This window comes from Sulfobacillus thermosulfidooxidans DSM 9293, assembly GCF_900176145.1.
GTDB lineage: Bacteria > Bacillota > Sulfobacillia > Sulfobacillales > Sulfobacillaceae > Sulfobacillus > Sulfobacillus thermosulfidooxidans.
Genome location: NZ_FWWY01000001.1, coordinates 3290413 through 3307063, shown reverse-complemented (window position 1 = coordinate 3307063; position 16651 = coordinate 3290413). Strand labels below are relative to the sequence as shown.

Here is a 16651-nt window from a genome sequence, read left to right as displayed (position 1 = left end):
ACGGTATACTAGGTCAAGAACAACCAAATGGCGGAAAGAAGGGACACACAGATGTATCGCGATCCGAATGAAGAAATTGTTCGGTTACAAGGAGAGATCGCGGCGTTGCAGGAGAAATTATTACGTCTTCGGTCTAGCCGCCGGGTTCTCATGCATTTATTAACCGTACAAAGCCAAGAAAAGCAATGGCGAATTCAGCGGCTGGAACACGAGAATCGTCTTCTGCGGACCCGTCTTCGCCAGCATCATGCCCACCACCGCAGTGGCTGAATGAACTCCCTTCTCCCGACCATACTACAAGAGAAAGATTATCAGGGACGGGGGAAGACATATGATGGACAAACCATGGGAAATATGGTGGCGTGAGTATAAGCATTGGGTCGCGTGGGGACTCGGCGGTGTTTTGGTCATAATATTGTTCATTACCTTGACACGCCATCCATCACGCGTCAACCCGTCGTCTTCTTCGCACTTTCAAGTGATTGGATTTTATCAAAACTATTCGCCGGCTAGTGGTCATCCCGGTTCTGAGAGTTCGTTTCAAGCTCATCTCAACCAACTCACGACGGTAAGCCCCCGTTGGTTCCAGGTTAATCCCAGTGGAAGTGTTACAGATATCGGGTATGACAATTACGTTGTCCATCTCGCGCATCAGCACCATGTGGCGGTGATGCCCCTGTTTACCAATGCGGGAGGCAGTTCGCAAGTCCTCTTAACGGCCGCCTCCAGGCAACAAGCGATTACAAATATAGTGTCGGTCGTAAAAACAGATCACCTAGATGGGGTCAATATCGATTTCGAATTACTTAAGCCCAGTGCGCGGGCAGGTTTGTCTCTATTTGTGACGGACTTGGCGAGCAAGCTGCATGCGCTCCATAAAACGATTGGTGTCTCTGTCTTTCCGCTGGTGGGATTACCCTATTCGATTAATGGGGCCGATGATTACTCCGCCCTGGCTAAGGCGGCTGATTATTTGGTGGTGATGGTTTATGATCACCACTATAGCGGTGGACCGCCTGGTCCCGTGGCCCCTTTTGGGTGGGTTCAAGACAACATTAAGGCCGCACTGAAACAGGTGCCGGCAAGTAAAATTGTGCTGGCAATCGGTATGTATGGTTATGACTGGGTTGATAATGGGCATGCAGGTCCCGCCAAAACCGTACCTGATGAAGAGGTTCCCCAGTTACTTCATAAATATGGAGTCCATGCCCACTATAATTATCTGGATTCCCAAAACTGGTTTACTTATACTGCCGCTTCGGGCATCAAGCATATTGTCTATTACATGGGCACGCGTTCGGCACAGGCCCGCATTAATTTGGCCCGTCACGATCATCTTGCAGGGATTTCGTTATGGCGTTTGGGTTTCGAAGAGCCGAATTTTTGGTCCGTGATTCCACGAAAGTAGAGGGATAGCGTGAAGGAATTTTGGGTATTGGGATCGGCCTTGCTTGTTGGATTTCAAGGTGGCACGGGGCTATATCACCAAGGACGTATCGTTCACCATCTTTCTACAGTGCTGGCCTGGATCTTAATCTTTGTGTTGCTATTTTTATTGTGGCACACCACAGCGAGTATATCCTTACAAGGATGGTGGTTTGCGGCCGGTCTCATCCTCGTTACAAAGGCGGCCATGGACATTCATCATCATCAAACGGCCAACCGCATACTTACGGCAACGTGGGTCGAACCCCTAGAGGCCGCTGGCACCCTCTTTATGTTAATGGTCGGAACAAGCGATCTGGTAGGAATTTTCGCTGGCTTTCTTGCGGGGCTTGTTCTACCCTATGCGTTGCAAGATTGGCTAAATCCTTTTGCCCGGTGGGGAGACGTTCTTCGCATCGTCAGCTTAGGAGCGGTGGGGTTTGAAGATTTGAGTCGAGCTCTTTGGCCTCTATCATGGCCCCCCGTTCCCTATGTTTGGTGGATGATCCCCTGGCTCATTTGGTGGGAAATTAGCGATTGGCTTTGGCGCGACCTTTCCACAACATGGCCAGCCAAGCCACGAAGAGAATAAGAACAAATCCTGCAAAATATTCGCCCAGCTTGCCAATATGCTGCCAATTATGACCAAGGACAAATCCAATATAGGTAAACAGCACCGTCCATGGCAATGCGCCTAAAAGGGAGAACAGAAAAAAGCGCCCAAATGGCATGGCTGCAACGCCAGCCGGTAAGGAAATATAGGTGCGAATACCGGGTAATAGGCGTCCAAAAAAAACCGCGCCATCGCCGTGTCGCCGGAACCAGGCATCGGCACGATCAATTTGCTTGTGATGAATGAAAACGTAGCGGCCATAACGTTCGATGAGAGGACGCCCACCGTAACGAGCTATCCAATAGGCAAACACGGCGCCAAAAATTCCTCCAAGAAGTCCCGCCAGCATGGCCTCTAATAATGTGGCGCGATGCAAAAAAACCAGATAGCCCGCGTACGGTAAAATGATTTCGGAAGGCACTGGGATATAAGCGCTTTCTAAAAACATTCCAATAAATACGCCCATCACACCCAGCGCTAAAAGTCCATTGGTAATACTGTGCACAATCGCCACGGTTATTCTCCTTTTCGTTTATCGGGTTTTGCACCAGCGCCAAGCCGTGCGCTCTGCGAGAATACTTTATGTTTATGAAAAAATGCTGAATATCGAACAACGCCTGGCCGATTTTTAGCGCGAGTCACTACCTCGTAGATGCCAGGGATTTACACGCAAGGTTTTCCGCCGGCGATAGCGAGAGCGATAACGAGAAAGCAATTTTATCAAAATCATCACGGCTAGGGTCGATTCGATCCATTTCCACCGCCAGACGAAAGATTTTTGGTATGGAGCCATGGTGGACAAACTGATGAGGGGTAAAGACCCAACATCTTGTCCATTAATACTGATTTGAACCGAGCCAACTAGTTCATTGCGCGTAATCGGTTTGGATGCTAAATGATTGTTAGGAACAAAGTGGAGTATGGGGTGAATCGATTCGCCCGGATAGGCTAAATAGTTTAAATTCGCTCCACTTTTCACCAATATCGGGCGGTGGCCGATGTCAACAGTGCCCAAAATAGCTCCGGCTTTGATGGGATGCACTAATGAAAAATGTTGAAATCCCCAGTTTAATAAGTTGGCAGCATCGGGCCATAATCCTGCGGGCGTATCTTTTAATAAGACTTCAATAAGCGTCACACCGTGACGCTGGGCTGCGCCGACAATCGTTTCATCGGCTTCGATGGTATATCCAATTTTGACGCCGATAGCGCCCGGGTAAGTATAAAGGAGGCGATTTTGGTTGTAATAAATGCGGGGCGTGGGATCGGGTGGTAATGACGCAACTTTGGTGGCAACGATTTGCCGAAAGATAGGATTAGCCATGGCATGCTCGGTAATAATGGCCATGCCCAATGCACTCACGACGTGATGAGGATTGGGTAGACCGCTGGGATTGGCAAAATGAATGCCTGGGGCATGCCACCTCTGTGCCGTTTGGTTCATCATTTGCACAAAATGAGGAACACTTCCTCCAACAGTCTGCGCAATGGCATAGGCGGCATCATTACCCGAGACCATCATCATGGCGGTCACGACGCGGGGCATGGGGTAGGCCTGTCCGGCGCGGAGATAGCAACTGGATCCCGGTTGATTTTGGGCTTCTACCGACACATGCACCGTTTTGTTCCAGCCGTGAGTAATGGCCAGGTAGGCTGTCATGATCTTGGTGATGGATGCCGGATAAAATTCTTGCCGGATATGGCGGCCATAGAGAATTTGTCCGGTATTGGCATCAACTAAAATGGCTCCCTGGGCGGATAGCGATGGAGGGGTGGGTGGTGCAGACGCCGCATACACGGACGTGGACAGAGCAAAAGTCCCCAGTATGGATGTTAGCGCTAATGCAATTCTCCGTCTTGTGTTCAAGCTTTGACAATTCCTTCCCGCGAAAATTCCATCTGTTTATTTTACCCGCGTCATGAACTCGCTTGCAATAAAAATCCTTTATGCGCGAGGGCCCATTTTGCCCGTTCAATCGTGTCGGGCGCTCCTTCGAGAGTGTGAAGATGTACACCGTCGGTGAGCTCCGATAGTAAGCTCGCTCCCATTTGTTGCATGTTTTGCATAAAGCGGTCGACATCGTCCAGAGTGCTTAAGTTTAAGTTTCCCACCAGTTCCCCGTATAATGGATGGGCGACAATGACATTAACGACAGTGACACCACTCTTCACCATTGTGGTCAATTCTTCCCGCACTACCTCAGGGGACGAGGCATGTTTCACCGCAACGACTGTGCGGATGCTTCCCGTCGGTTTTTCCCAAAACAAGTAGCCCCGCGGAGTGGAGATAATGGGATAGCCCTCGGCACGCAACAGGGCAATATCTTGGACAATGACTTGGCGGCTCACGCCTAATAACGCCGATAATTCATGACCCGCTATAGGCGTAGTGCCTTTTAGATGATCTTTAAGCCATGCTCGTCTTTCCTCTCCGGTCATGCTCATGCCTGCCTCTAAACAAGAATTTGCTATAATACTGACACATTGAAGACAGCCGAGCAATCTATCACAGACAAGGAGATACCATGAGTGCCATCGCAGTCTTAAAAATTGGGTCGACGACGACGGCTTTATTGATTGCCAACAATCTCTCTACGCCGATAGTTTATGAGCAATCGGTGGTGAATCTATTTGCAAAGGATGCGCCCGTTCAGTTGGACCAAACCTTGGCACGATTTACCCAACTAGCAGACCAGTTTCACTGTCCAAGACGATTGGCGGCAGGCGGTGAGGCGATTCGCCAGTTGCCACATCTCGCCACATCTATTCATCGCTGGGGATGGCCTCTATGGCCTATTGACGGGCAGATGGAAGGACATTTAACGTGGTTCGCTGTGAAAGCCTTAGAACCTCAAATGGATTGGATTATCGACATCGGGGGCGGAAGTACGGAATTTGCCTCCTCCCAGCATATTATCTCCCTGCCTATTGGGGCAGCCACCACCCCTCGTCCACTCGAGTGGCCTCAAGATATTCACGCCGAAGAGCCATATGTGGTGGGAGGAACAGCCCATGCCTTGTCGTTACTCATTGGGCAACGGGTCATGCCGCTAACGGATATTGAAAGCGTAGCGGAACACATCATAAGCCATCCTGAGCGTCTCAATTTTATGGATCCGGTGAGAAAGGCTATTTTTCCGAACGGTCTGAAGGTCATTCAGGAGATTATGCGACATTATCGCTGGTCTAAGGTAACCTATTCCCCTTATGGTTTTCTCCAAGGGATTTGGTTGGCCTGTGCTTTGGGCAAGGATCAGGAAACGGGGACAAGTGATTTATGACCGCTAAACTGACACCAATGCAAGAACAGTATCAACGATTGAAACAACAACATCCGGAAGCCCTGTTGTTTTTCCGGTTAGGAGATTTTTACGAACTATTTGGTGAGGATGCAGAAATTGCGGCACCGATCTTGGATGTGCAATTAACTACCCGAGATAAAGTGACGCCGATGTGTGGGGTTCCCTATCACGCGGTAGACCAATACTTGCGCAAGTTGGTAGAGAAAGGTTTTACCATTGCCATTGCTGAACAAATGGAAGATCCTCGCTTTGCGAAGGGCTTAGTCGAGCGAGAAATTATTCGGGTGGTGTCACCGGGGACCTTTGTTGATGAAGCGGACGACAAGCCCACACGCTTTGCTGTTCTCTATGTGACCAAGCGTGATTGGGCTTTGGTTATCGCGGAATTGGCCACGGGCTCGGTATATTTCACGGAACAACGGGTCAATGCCCGAATGGCGACATGGATTCAAGAAGAGTGGGAACGGTGGCATCCCCAAGAATACTTGACGAATTGGGAAACGGATATTCTTTTAGCGGGTAAGGCTGTTTCGGATGGATCATGGTTTAATAAAATATTGTCCCCCAGGGACCTAGAGCAATTTTTGGCGCAGAGATTCAAAACCGCCGGGTTACGCACTTTTGGACTGGTCGAACACCCTACGGCGCAGGCTGCACTTTTTGTACTGTGGCGCTATTTAACCGACTTGGAACACCGTGAACCGGTGCACTTGACCAATATTTTGTGGTTTCATCCCGGCCAACAAATGGCGGTGAGCGCGCGAACTTTGAATCAGTTACATGTGTTGTCTAATGACGGTCCGAGTCTTCTCTCTATTTTAGATAAGACGCTGACGCCTATGGGTTCGCGCTTGTTAGCAGCGTGGTTGGAACGACCCTTAACATGCCAAAGCCAAATTTTATTGCGCCAGCAGGCTATCAAATGGTTTATGACACGGCTTGCTGTGCGTAAACAAGTTCGCGAACGGTTACAAATCCTAGGCGATCTTTCCAAAAAGGTTTCCCGGGTGGCTCTAGGTATGGCCACACCCAAAGATCTCGTGGCTATCGCTAAAACCTTAGCCACAAGTTTGGACATCTATCAGATGGTGCAGGATATGCCGCCAGATCTTTTGCCAGTTCTGCCCCCATTGGATGTGATTTCAGACATCTTGTTACGATTACGCGTGCTGAAAGAGGACGTGCCGAATAAGTGGGATGAGGGCAACATTATTCAAGAGGGTGTAGATGCCCAGATCGATCGCCTGCGGTCGATCATTACGAATCAACGGGAAGCACTGGCAGCCCTTGAACAAGATGAAAAAGATCGTTCGGGAATCAAAACATTGAAAGTGGGATATCACCGCACCTTTGGCTATTACTTGGAAGTGAGCCGGGGACAAACTCACAAAGTTCCCGAAGACTGGCGACGGCGGCAGACAATGGCGAATGCTGAACGTTATACCAGTGATGCTCTCTTGGACCTCGAGCGGACGATTTTGGAAGCTTTAGATCGTGTCAAAACGCTGGAATATGAACGGGGTCGGGAACTCCTTTTACTCGTGCAAACGCATAGTGAACCTTTAAATCAGCTAGCCCGTTGGTTGGCGACACTAGATGTGTATAGTGCGGTAGCTGAAGTGGCGGTCATGCGTTCTTATACTTTTCCTGAGTGGCAGGACGGTTCAACACGGGATATGGAAATCACGGGGTTGCGGCATCCCATTTTAGAGACCCTAACGCCGCATTTTGTGCCGACATCCGTTACATTACCCGAAGATCTCCGGGTCATGCTGATTACCGGACCGAATATGGGAGGCAAGTCCACGTTTATGCGGGCGTTAGCCCTTAATGTGATTATGGCGCATATTGGAGCTCCGGTGGCGTGTGAGTATCTGCGTCTACCCGTTTTTTCGGGTGTTTACGCCCGAATTGGTGCGGACGATGATATTTATCGAGGCCAAAGTACGTTCATGGTAGAAATGGAAGAAATGGCGTGGATCCTGCGCCAAAGCGATCGCGAAAGCCTGGTTATTTTGGACGAGCTGGGACGGGGGACCTCAACCTTTGATGGGATGGCGATTGCTCAGGCCGTTGTCGAACGTCTGGCAACGCCCTCGGCACCTTTAACCTTGTTCGCAACTCATTACCATGAACTCACCCAGTTGGCAGATAGCCATCCACGCATGGTTAATTTTACCGTGGAAGTGATTCATGACCCGAAAACCGGACAATTGGTCTTTACGCACCGTATCATCAGTGGTGCCGCATCGCGTTCCTATGGGGTTGAGGTTGCTGAATTAGCAGGATTTCCTAAAACATTGCTCACGCGGGCGCGTCATCTGTTAACGATGTGGGAAGAACAGACGCAGGAATTAACGCAACCTGTACAACAAGTCACCTGGTTTCGCCCTGATCCCTTAGGACAAGAATTGCTGGATGCGTTAAGACTTCTCGAGTTGGATGACCTTTCTCCTCGTGAAGCATGGCTATGGCTTCAAGACTGGCGCGAGCGCGTGAAGCGGGCAAGTTTGGATGAAAGGAGTAGCGGATGAGTCGAATCCACATTCTCGATCCCTTGGTTGCCGACCAGATTGCTGCGGGTGAAGTGGTGGAGCGTCCCGCATCCGTTGTCAAAGAACTCGTCGAAAATAGTCTCGATGCCATGGCGACACATATTGATGTGCAAATTGAAGATGGAGGAAGGCAGCTTATTGCCGTGCAAGACGACGGGCTGGGCATGGATGGGGAGGACCTTGTTTTGTCGGTTCGGCGGCACGCCACCTCAAAAATCGAGGTGTTAGAGGACTTAACCCGGTCAATGACCCTGGGGTTTCGTGGAGAAGCCCTGGCAGCAATTTCCGCCGTCAGCCGTACCCATTTGTTCTCCCGTCTCCGCGACCAGGCTTATGGGTTTCACCTGGTCGTTGATGGGGGCCAGATTGGCGAATTAGTTCCGACGCCCATGGCTGAAGGAACATTGATCCGGGTCGAGGAATTATTTTTTAATGTGCCAGCGCGGTTGAAAGCCCTTAAATCGGCCCATGCGGAACTGGGGGCCATCCAGCAATTATTGCAGCATTATGCGATCGGGTATGCCGACGTGGCCATAACACTGCGCGACGGCGAAAAAATCTTGTGGCATACCCTAGGGAATGGGCAAGTTCCAGATGTCATCCTGCAATTGTTTGGCAGCGAGATTGCGGATAGCTTATTACCCGTTCAATACGAACAAGAGGGACTCATCATTCAAGGATTCGTTTGTCCTGCGATAAAAAACCGGGGAACACGGCAGGGGCAAAGTTTATACATTAATCGGCGTTGGGTTAACAATTGGGTTTTACGAAATGCCATCGAAGAGGCGTTTCGTCCTCATCTTCCCGATCGGCGTTACCCGTATTTTTGGCTTTTCATTACCGTGGATGGATCGGAAGTCGATCCCAATGCCCATCCGACGAAATCGGAAGTGCGTTTAGACCATGAACGGTTTATTGCCGGAAAATTATACCATGCCGTGCAAGCCTCTTTGGCTGCCAATTCACCTTCGGAACCTCTATCGGTCGCCTCTGTCAGCATTGAGAAGCCCGCACAACTTTATGTATCATGGCAAGATTCGGAGTCGTCCATGCCGTCGTGGAATTGGTCACCGGACACGGGTCCCGGGGCTGTTCCCGTCTTACACGATGAATACAAAGCCTTAATTCCCTTGGCTCAGTGGCAAGCGAAGTACATTATTGCTCAAGGTCCTTTAGGTCTTTATCTCATTGATCAGCATGCTGCTCATGAGAGGGTATACTATGAACAGTTTCGTCGTCAGGGCCAAGAAATCTTGGTGGCGCAACCGCTTTTAATTCCTTATACCTATACGTGTTTACCGGGCGAATGGGCTAAATGGCGCGAGTATCGCGACATGTTTTTTGAAATGGGTTTTGATATTACAGAAGTGGGGGGCACCACCTTAATGGTTCGAGCAATTCCTCAAGGTCTTATGAATTCCTCTAGCGATAGCGGTGGCATTATCCGTACCGTTCTCGAATCCTTAACCGATGGCGAACATCACCATGATCATCCCATATTTTGGACGCAAGAAACCCGATACGCCTTAGCCGCCTGCAAGGCCGCTATCAAAGCCTACCGGGTACTAACCATTGACGAAATGCAAGCCTTGCTGGACATGATGGCAACGGTCGATGATCCGAGGGGATGTCCCCATGGACGGCCCACTACACTGCATCTGACGCTAGAGGAGGTTGACCGCCGTTTTGGACGAAAGGGGTAAACAACCGCTACTCATTTTGGCCGGGCCGACGGCCGTGGGGAAGACGGAAATTAGCCTTTCTATAGCGCAAGCACTCCATGGAGAAATTGTGTCCTGCGATTCAGGACAAGTTTTTCAAGGACTTAATATTGGAACGGCTAAAATAGCCCCCGAAGATCGCCAAAACATTCCGCACTTTGGAATCGATATTGTGAGTCCATGGTCGGCTTTTTCGGTTGCAGATTATCAGGCGTACGCCAAACAAGTTATTGCCGAGATTGCCGGCCGCGGTCATCTACCGATTCTCGTCGGAGGTACCGGATTATGGATTCGCGCGCTGGTTCAAAACTACTTGTTTTCGCCGCAAAATCCCGAGTTATCCCGCATTCTTCGCCATCATATTCGGATGATTGGCGATGAACATGGCTGGGAACTCATTCGTGAGTTGCTTAAAACCGTGGACCCGGTAAGCTACCAGGCTATTGCTCCGCAAGATCACCACCGGTTAACCCGTGCATTAGAAGTGTTTTGGAGTACAGGCAAACCTCTTCCGCGGACCGGTCACGACAGTCCTTATCATGTGGCGTATTGGGTGTTGACCAGGCCCTTGCGAGAACTCCATCAACGAATCGAAATACGAACAGAGCAAATGCTTGCAGCGGGACTTGCGGATGAAGTGCTAGCTCTATTAAAGCAGGGAGTTCCCCGCAAATCACAAGCGTTATCGGCAATCGGTTATCGAGAAACGGTTGACTGGGCTTACGGCTTGTCTTCGGAGACGGAGCGTAACCAACTCATTATTTTACATACGAAACAATACGCGAAAAGGCAACTGACCTGGTTTCGATCGGAAAAAATGGCACGATGGTTGGATTTATCGTTGTTTGGCACAGACCGTGTGATTCAACAAATTGTTCAACACGCGCAACAAACGTTTCATTTATCTCGTTAACGACAAAATACTTGGTCACCGATTACGGCGGTGATGGGTAGGCTATTCATCCAGTTATCATAGGGTAAGGACGGATTATAGTAAAAGAGGGCGCCGTGGGTGGGATCCCACCCCTTTAGGGCCGCACTCACAGCCAAATAGGCTATCGAGTTAGCGGGACTCCAAATGGTGCCATTGCTTACTGATTCAAACTGCCCGGGTTCCTCAATGACTTGGGGAATGGTTTTCGGAAAACCTGGTGTTTTAAGACGGTTGAGAACGACGGCAGCGACAGCAACTTGACCAATGAAGGGCTGATTCCCGGCTTCCGCATGGACTAAATGAGCGAGCAAGCGAAAGTCCTCCCGTGAATAGGGAAGGGAAGGGCTTGTTGGCGAGGCGAGCGGCGCGGCGGGTGCCTGGTAGCTAGCGACCGCTTGTCCCGTATAGGGAATGACCAATGTTTGCCCGGGTTGCAGTTTATCCGTCAATAAACGATTTTCATGCCACAACGCCACCAGCGAGACTTTAAACTGACGCGCAATAGTATTTAATGTGTCGTGGGGTTTTACGACATAAGTTTGGGGGATAAGCAGGGTTTGACCGGCGTAGATGGTCGTTGAAGTCAAATGATTCAGTTCTTCCAGTTCCTGAATTGATACATGGAATTTGTTTGAAATTGCCCACAGCGAATCGCCCCATTGAATGTGATACACCCTGGGTGGGCGCGTCAAGGGTTTCGGCATCGGTTTAATAACAGGAAGGGGACGATTTTTAGGAATCGGTGCCGGTTCTACGTGCGTTGGCTTCGGCGCATCCGTGGGATTGGACCGGCTGACATTGGGGGTGAGAGTGCCGTGCATTACGGTGGTTAAACTGAGGGCAAAGACCCCGGCGATGATACGAAGCGGCCAACGACTAGCATTTCTAACCCACGAGCGCATAGGTGGCGCTTGAATCATTCACATCCCTCCGTCATTAATGAATTTAGTGCATGATATGATCCAAAAGTGGAAAACATGTCCAAATCCTTTACAATCTCAGGGTCATCACATAGGCAAGCGTGGTAAAAATGGTGGCACTTAAATAAATCGTTGTCATGCCGTAGGGCCAGAGCATGCCCATACCCAACGCGCCCAAAGACAATCCAAAGTACATGGCTGCATTATTCCACGACAAGGCTAATCCCTTTGCCCCTTTGGCACTAACCAATGCCTTAAGGACGGGAGTATATGACGTCACCAACGAAAACAGCAATAGCCCGAGCCAGAGGATGGCTCCGGTCCAAGGATGTCTCAACCCGAGGAGAAGCAATGTTTCTGCCAGTAGGGCCCAACGGATGACCCGGAGATGGCCTACACGATCACTCAGATATCCAGCCCCTAACGTACCTAATAACCCGAATAAACCAAAAGCCATCATAAAGACCGTCAGACGAAGAGGACTAAAATGATAAGATTGCGTAAGGTCCAATGGTAGATAGGTGTAAACCGCTCCAAAGCCTGCATACGCTAGGGCGGTCACAATATAATTCACCGCGAGACGACTGTCGGGACAAATGCTTGGGTTTTGGGGAACGATATCATGTTTTGACACGGTCCAAAATTTCCACGTGATACCCCACGATAACAGAGCCAAGACAAAGATCAGCCAAAACGCGGTAGACCATGTCCAAACATCGGCGATGATCAGTCCCAAGGGAATCCCTAAAAAGGTGGCGGAAGAAAAACCCGCGGAGGCAATAGACATCGTTCGTCCCCGGTGATGAATGAACGTGGTATCAGCAATATAGGCATAAAGACTGGGAGTAAAACCTGCGGCACCTACCGCAGCGATGGCGCGACTCCATAGGAGATAGCGGAAGGGGGGCTCGAGAGCGGTTAGGAGATCGCCTCCGAGAAAGAGCAATAATCCTAACAAAGCCAGCCGTCGACGCGTGTAATGGTCAGCAAATATACCCCAAACGGGAGAGGAGATGGCATAGGTTAAAGCAAATATGGTAACGAGGAGGCTCACCATACTAGGAGGTTGGTGATATTGTCTTGAGATAGCTGGCAACAGTGGCGAAACAATGTATAAATCTAACCCGATGACAAAGGTTTGGGCAAAAAACCACAAAGGATGAAGTTGCCGTCGAAACGGGATAATCGCCGGGATCGCCCCCTTAAGTTCTCTCCATAAAACGCCCTTAGCATGACAAGATGACAGGAAAGATATGTATTGAGGCAGGAAATGGGTCATTAGTCCGCGAATAACTCTTTGATGAGATGACTAGAGGTCATGAATTGCCAGGGGGTTCTATGACGACACAGCACGATGATCACGAGCATGGATTTGTGATTTATGATCCCTTTCGTTATTTAGAAGACGACACCGAGGCGAACCGGCACTTTGAGGCGGAACAACATCACAAAACAATCAGGGCCTTGCACGCCGATACTTTTTGGGAGCCTATATATCAGCGGCTTGATACCCTCATGACGCGCGAAGAAACCCATGTGCCTCAGGTCCGCCAGGGCGTGATGGCTTTTTTACGCCGTCAGCCAGGGGCGAATCAAGCGACCTTAGAGTGTCTTCCACCAGGTCACACCCACTCCCAAACCATCTATGATCCAGGTCGAGCCGAATTGCCGCAAGCGATTGACTGGTTTACGTTATCCGAAGACGGGAAATTTGTCCTTTTTGGGGTTTCCAATCAAGGGGACGAATGGAGTACACTATATATTTATGATTGGGCGCGTAATAGGCTATTAGATGATACCATTCCCGGTACACGTTGGGCTTCTGTATTTATGCCAATGCATCAATCGGTATTTTATTACACGCGCTATCCCGTTGATTCAAAGGGCCACCCACAGTACTATGGCCAGCGTGTGTATTGTCATCAACTGGGCACGGATTATCACGATGATAAGGAAGTGTTTTCTGATCCCGATCCCACGACAACATTTCGTCTCACGGGGGATCAAGAGGGTCGCCAACTCGTCATTGAAACTCACCGGGGGTGGACTGCTAACCGGGTCTCCCTTCTGACACTGAACCATGACGCATTCGAACCATCGACGATCATATCCACTGACATTTTTGATGGGACCACGGAAAGACTTGAGCCATTTTGGCGTCACGAGGAATTATTCGGTCTTTATCATCATCCTACTGAGCCATCTCAAATATGGAAATGGAATAGTTCTGATCATCAGTGGATCCCCTTATGGGTTTCCTCGCTGACTGAGCCCGTTCAGTCTGTTGTGCCTTTAGATAGCGGCCTTGTGCTTCTGTCCTTTCACCAGGCACGGAGCCATTTGGCGTTTCTTCATGATGATGGCGAAATGACGCCTATCGACTTGCCCCATCAAGGAATGGGGACCGTTTTAGGACTGCAAGCAGACGCAAGTCATGACCGCGTTTTTATCGAATGGACCTCTTTTGATCAGCCGCCTCAAGTCTATTCGTGGTCTGTCTTGGACCCAGAATTAAAGATTTGGGGTACACAATTCAAGAGTACCCAGGGAATTCGCATCTGGCAGGAATTTGTGAAATCAAAGGATGGCACCCTCATTCCCATTTTCTTGGCCCAAAAACAAGGCCTTCCCACTGGGGTCCGCCCAGCCATTGTAGGAGGGTATGGTGGATTCAATATTGCTTATCAACCTGTTTATTCTCCAGGAATCCATCTGTGGCTGGAATCGGGCGGATTATATGTCGTTGCCGGATTAAGGGGTGGTAGTGAATTTGGCGAGGCATGGCATCAAGCAGGTATGCGGGACCGAAAACAAAACGTATTTGACGATATGGTGAGTGTGTTACGCCATTTAGTAGCAGAAGGATATAGTCGCCCCGATATGATGGGAATTACTGGACGTAGCAATGGGGGCCTGTTGACTGGCACTATCGTCACGCAGCACCCGGAATTAATCCGTTCGGCCATCATTGGCGTGCCATTATTAGATATGCTGCGCTACGACCGGTTTTTAGTGGCCGCGTTATGGAAACGTGAATATGGCGATCCTAATAATCCGGTTGATTGGCAGTGGTTGCAACGCTATTCGCCCTATCATCATGTGGTTCCTCATACGAAATATCCCGCGATTTTAATTTTTACCTCAGCGCATGACAATCGGGTGCATCCATTGCATGCTAGAAAGATGACCGCCCGGCTGCAGCAGGCTACTGGGTCATCCTATCCGATTTTTCTTCGGGTTGAACCGCAAGCCGGTCATGGCGTGGGAAAAACTCGCAAGCAACAATTAGAAGAAGAAACCGATATTTGGACTTTCCAATTTCGCCAATTAGGACTTTCGCCGCACACATGATTCATGCGGATGAGGCCTTAAGCGCAGCTGGTTGCAGTGGGTCTTTTGCTTGCCTGCGAGCACACGCCCGGATTGAGGGAACAAGTCCTGTCGGTTCAAGACCCTTAGTCCGGGTCTTTTCCTGGACAGGCAGCATTTTCTTGCCGCCTGCGTATAGATTAGTGATGTCCGTTGGCGGAGGGGAAATCATGCTGGATGCGATGAATGATCCTGAATATCCTAAAAATCCTTTGACTTCGAGGGAAGTCATAGCGTGGTTCGAATCTGGACATTTGGCATCGGACAAGGCCGTACGGTATTTAGCGCAACTGGATACCCGCGGTGGTCCCAATACCAATCCATTTCAGCGAACAGCGAGCCATTTTACTGGGGAAACCCGACATAAGCGAGTAGAGAGCATTTTACGCGAATTAGATGACTTAGTAGGACTTAAAGAAGTCAAGCAAATGGTGCATGAAATCCGTGCCTATGTTGAGGTCCAACAACGCCGGCAACAATTAGGGCTCGTGAGTGCATCGCAGACACTGCATATGATTTTTTCAGGAGCCCCGGGCACTGGTAAAACAACCGTCGCGCGAATTATTGGCCGTCTCTTTCAGGCCCTTGATGTATTGCCCAAAGGACATATGCTCGAAGTGGAACGAGCAGACCTGGTTGGAGAATACATTGGGCATACAGCGCAGAAAACCCGGGAGGTGATTAAACGGGCTTTAGGAGGTGTGATGTTTGTTGATGAAGCGTATTCTTTGGCCCGGGGCGGTGAAAAAGATTTTGGGAAGGAAGCGATCGATACCTTGGTGAAGGCGATGGAAGATCATCGCGATGAATTTTTGTTGATTTTGGCGGGATACCCCGATGAGATGGCATGGTTTTTATCGACCAATCCGGGATTATTATCGCGGTTTCCCATTCATATGCACTTTCCCGACTATGCCGCCTCAGAATTGATGGCGATAGCCCGCTCGATGTTGTTAGAGCGCCAGTATCATTTGACTACTGAAGCTGACCGTCAATTGACCGAATTTTTGACCCGAAGCCAAGGACATTGGCATACCAATGCTGGCAATGCGCGTCTGGTTCGTAACATCATAGAACGGGCCATCCGGCGCCAGGCCGTGCGATTAGTGAGCCATATTGATTCCACCAGTCGTGACGATCTCATGACCCTGACCTGGGCTGATGTGGAAGGAGGGTGGTAATGGAGGCCCTAGTCATTGGGAAGCCTAATGTCGGTAAATCCCTATTTGTTATTAACTTCGCGGCATACTTAGGGGTTAAGGAGATTCGTCTGCAATGGACAGAACGCAAAGAAATTCCCACCAAGAAAATATCATTGTCTTTAGATGAAGCGCGGCATAAATTGGTGTCGCAAAAACCACATAAGACCCTCACAATTCAAAGTATGAGCATTGAGATTATGACGGGGCGACAAAAGAAAACCCTATGGATTGTCGATAGTGTGGGGCTTACAGAAGGCATCCATCATCAAGCCGAGATTCGCCAAGCCATGGCTAATACATTAATTCGGATGGGAGAGGCGAATGTGATTTTGCATATGATTGATCTGAGCAGTGTGGGCTCAAAACGGATCGAATCCTTTGGACCGCTTGATGACGAGATGGCGAATTATAGCAAACGCATCGCCCCGTATCTTATTCTTGGTAACAAAATCGACAAACCGGGGGCGATCGATAATTTGCACGCCGTGCGTGAACACTTTAAGGGCATCCCCGTCATTGGTGTGTCAGCTCTAACCCGCCGGGGTTTTAAAGAGGTCAAAGCGTTTACCTTGCGTCACCTGGATGCGTAATACATTCGGCCGGCTTACTG

Annotated in this window: 15 protein-coding genes; 10 read left to right on the top strand and 5 right to left on the bottom strand. The window is 49.6% G+C overall.

Going from position 1 to position 16651, the window contains the following annotated elements; all coding sequences use genetic code 11:
• Positions 1-51 precede the first annotated feature (51 nt).
• From B8987_RS16320 to B8987_RS16310, 3 genes are all read left to right on the top strand, one after another.
• Positions 52-270: a hypothetical protein gene (locus tag B8987_RS16320; RefSeq protein WP_020374868.1), complete on the top strand. Its 219-nt coding sequence runs from the start codon at positions 52-54 to the stop codon at positions 268-270.
• A gap of 61 nt (positions 271-331) precedes the next feature.
• A complete protein-coding gene (locus B8987_RS16315; protein WP_020374869.1) occupies positions 332-1408 on the top strand; it encodes a glycosyl hydrolase family 18 protein in 1077 nt (358 codons plus the stop codon).
• 9 nt (positions 1409-1417) lie between these two features.
• Positions 1418-2017: a hypothetical protein gene (locus B8987_RS16310; RefSeq protein WP_020374870.1), complete on the top strand. Its 600-nt coding sequence runs from the start codon at positions 1418-1420 to the stop codon at positions 2015-2017.
• Here B8987_RS16310 and B8987_RS16305 read toward each other — a convergent pair.
• The 3 genes from B8987_RS16305 to B8987_RS16295 all read right to left on the bottom strand — a co-directional run bounded on the left by B8987_RS16305 (position 1956) and on the right by B8987_RS16295 (position 4477).
• On the bottom strand, positions 1956-2552 hold the full coding sequence (locus B8987_RS16305; RefSeq protein WP_020374871.1) for a DedA family protein: 597 nt from the start codon (positions 2550-2552) through the stop codon (positions 1956-1958). The genes B8987_RS16310 and B8987_RS16305 overlap by 62 nt on opposite strands.
• 114 nt (positions 2553-2666) lie before the next feature.
• Positions 2667-3905 (bottom strand): D-alanyl-D-alanine carboxypeptidase family protein, encoded by a 1239-nt coding sequence (locus B8987_RS16300; protein WP_242823960.1) that lies wholly within the window; start codon positions 3903-3905, stop codon positions 2667-2669.
• 50 nt (positions 3906-3955) lie between these two features.
• A complete protein-coding gene (locus B8987_RS16295) occupies positions 3956-4477 on the bottom strand; it encodes a transcription repressor NadR (RefSeq protein ID WP_026040656.1) in 522 nt (173 codons plus the stop codon).
• Positions 4478-4563: 86 nt separating this feature from the next.
• Here B8987_RS16295 and B8987_RS16290 point away from each other — a divergent pair, with 86 nt between their 5' ends.
• From B8987_RS16290 to miaA, 4 genes are read left to right on the top strand one after another with little or no spacing between them, the layout of a single operon-like run.
• Complete coding sequence (locus B8987_RS16290) at positions 4564-5319, top strand: Ppx/GppA phosphatase family protein (RefSeq protein WP_020374874.1); 756 nt, start codon at positions 4564-4566, stop codon at positions 5317-5319.
• Positions 5316-7874, top strand: a complete 2559-nt coding sequence (mutS, locus tag B8987_RS16285) for a DNA mismatch repair protein MutS (protein WP_020374875.1) — start codon at positions 5316-5318, stop codon at positions 7872-7874. Before B8987_RS16290 ends, mutS begins: the two co-directional genes overlap by 4 nt.
• The gene (gene mutL / locus B8987_RS16280; RefSeq protein WP_020374876.1) at positions 7871-9598 is read left to right on the top strand and encodes a DNA mismatch repair endonuclease MutL; all 1728 of its coding nucleotides are present in this window, start codon (positions 7871-7873) and stop codon (positions 9596-9598) included. Before mutS ends, mutL begins: the two co-directional genes overlap by 4 nt.
• Positions 9582-10529, top strand: coding sequence for a tRNA (adenosine(37)-N6)-dimethylallyltransferase MiaA (miaA, locus tag B8987_RS16275; protein WP_020374877.1), 948 nt, complete (start codon positions 9582-9584; stop codon positions 10527-10529). Before mutL ends, miaA begins: the two co-directional genes overlap by 17 nt.
• Here miaA and B8987_RS16270 read toward each other — a convergent pair.
• Both B8987_RS16270 and B8987_RS16265 read right to left on the bottom strand, forming a co-directional pair.
• Positions 10526-11470 carry a LysM peptidoglycan-binding domain-containing protein gene (locus B8987_RS16270; RefSeq protein WP_020374878.1) on the bottom strand — a complete coding sequence of 315 codons (945 nt, stop codon included), beginning with the start codon at positions 11468-11470 and terminating at the stop codon, positions 10526-10528. The two genes, miaA and B8987_RS16270, sit on opposite strands and share 4 nt — an antisense overlap.
• 70 nt (positions 11471-11540) lie before the next feature.
• A complete protein-coding gene (locus B8987_RS16265) occupies positions 11541-12749 on the bottom strand; it encodes an MFS transporter (RefSeq protein WP_020374879.1) in 1209 nt (402 codons plus the stop codon).
• Positions 12750-12808: 59 nt separating this feature from the next.
• Here B8987_RS16265 and B8987_RS16260 point away from each other — a divergent pair, with 59 nt between their 5' ends.
• The 3 genes from B8987_RS16260 (at position 12809) to B8987_RS16250 (ending at position 16631) form a co-directional block, all read left to right on the top strand.
• Positions 12809-14821 carry a prolyl oligopeptidase family serine peptidase gene (locus tag B8987_RS16260; protein WP_020374880.1) on the top strand — a complete coding sequence of 671 codons (2013 nt, stop codon included), beginning with the start codon at positions 12809-12811 and terminating at the stop codon, positions 14819-14821.
• A gap of 188 nt (positions 14822-15009) precedes the next feature.
• Positions 15010-16020 carry an AAA family ATPase gene (locus tag B8987_RS16255; RefSeq protein ID WP_020374881.1) on the top strand — a complete coding sequence of 337 codons (1011 nt, stop codon included), beginning with the start codon at positions 15010-15012 and terminating at the stop codon, positions 16018-16020.
• Positions 16020-16631, top strand: a complete 612-nt coding sequence (locus B8987_RS16250; protein WP_020374882.1) for a GTPase domain-containing protein — start codon at positions 16020-16022, stop codon at positions 16629-16631. The genes B8987_RS16255 and B8987_RS16250 overlap by 1 nt, the downstream gene beginning before the upstream one ends.
• Positions 16632-16651: the final 20 nt, after the last annotated feature.

Bases quoted from the DNA above. Each gene is read 5' to 3' on its own strand.
- B8987_RS16315 (WP_020374869.1), top strand. From the start codon at position 332: ATGATGGACAAACCATGGGAAATATGGTGGCGTGAGTATAAGCATTGG.
- B8987_RS16270 (WP_020374878.1), bottom strand. From the start codon at position 11,470: ATGATTCAAGCGCCACCTATGCGCTCGTGGGTTAGAAATGCTAGTCGT.
- B8987_RS16295 (WP_026040656.1), bottom strand. From the start codon at position 4,477: ATGACCGGAGAGGAAAGACGAGCATGGCTTAAAGATCATCTAAAAGGC.
- B8987_RS16250 (WP_020374882.1), top strand. From the start codon at position 16,020: ATGGAGGCCCTAGTCATTGGGAAGCCTAATGTCGGTAAATCCCTATTT.
- mutL (WP_020374876.1), top strand. From the start codon at position 7,871: ATGAGTCGAATCCACATTCTCGATCCCTTGGTTGCCGACCAGATTGCT.
- B8987_RS16290 (WP_020374874.1), top strand. From the start codon at position 4,564: ATGAGTGCCATCGCAGTCTTAAAAATTGGGTCGACGACGACGGCTTTA.
- B8987_RS16320 (WP_020374868.1), top strand. From the start codon at position 52: ATGTATCGCGATCCGAATGAAGAAATTGTTCGGTTACAAGGAGAGATC.
- B8987_RS16255 (WP_020374881.1), top strand. From the start codon at position 15,010: ATGCTGGATGCGATGAATGATCCTGAATATCCTAAAAATCCTTTGACT.
- B8987_RS16265 (WP_020374879.1), bottom strand. From the start codon at position 12,749: ATGACCCATTTCCTGCCTCAATACATATCTTTCCTGTCATCTTGTCAT.
- mutS (WP_020374875.1), top strand. From the start codon at position 5,316: ATGACCGCTAAACTGACACCAATGCAAGAACAGTATCAACGATTGAAA.
- B8987_RS16260 (WP_020374880.1), top strand. From the start codon at position 12,809: ATGACGACACAGCACGATGATCACGAGCATGGATTTGTGATTTATGAT.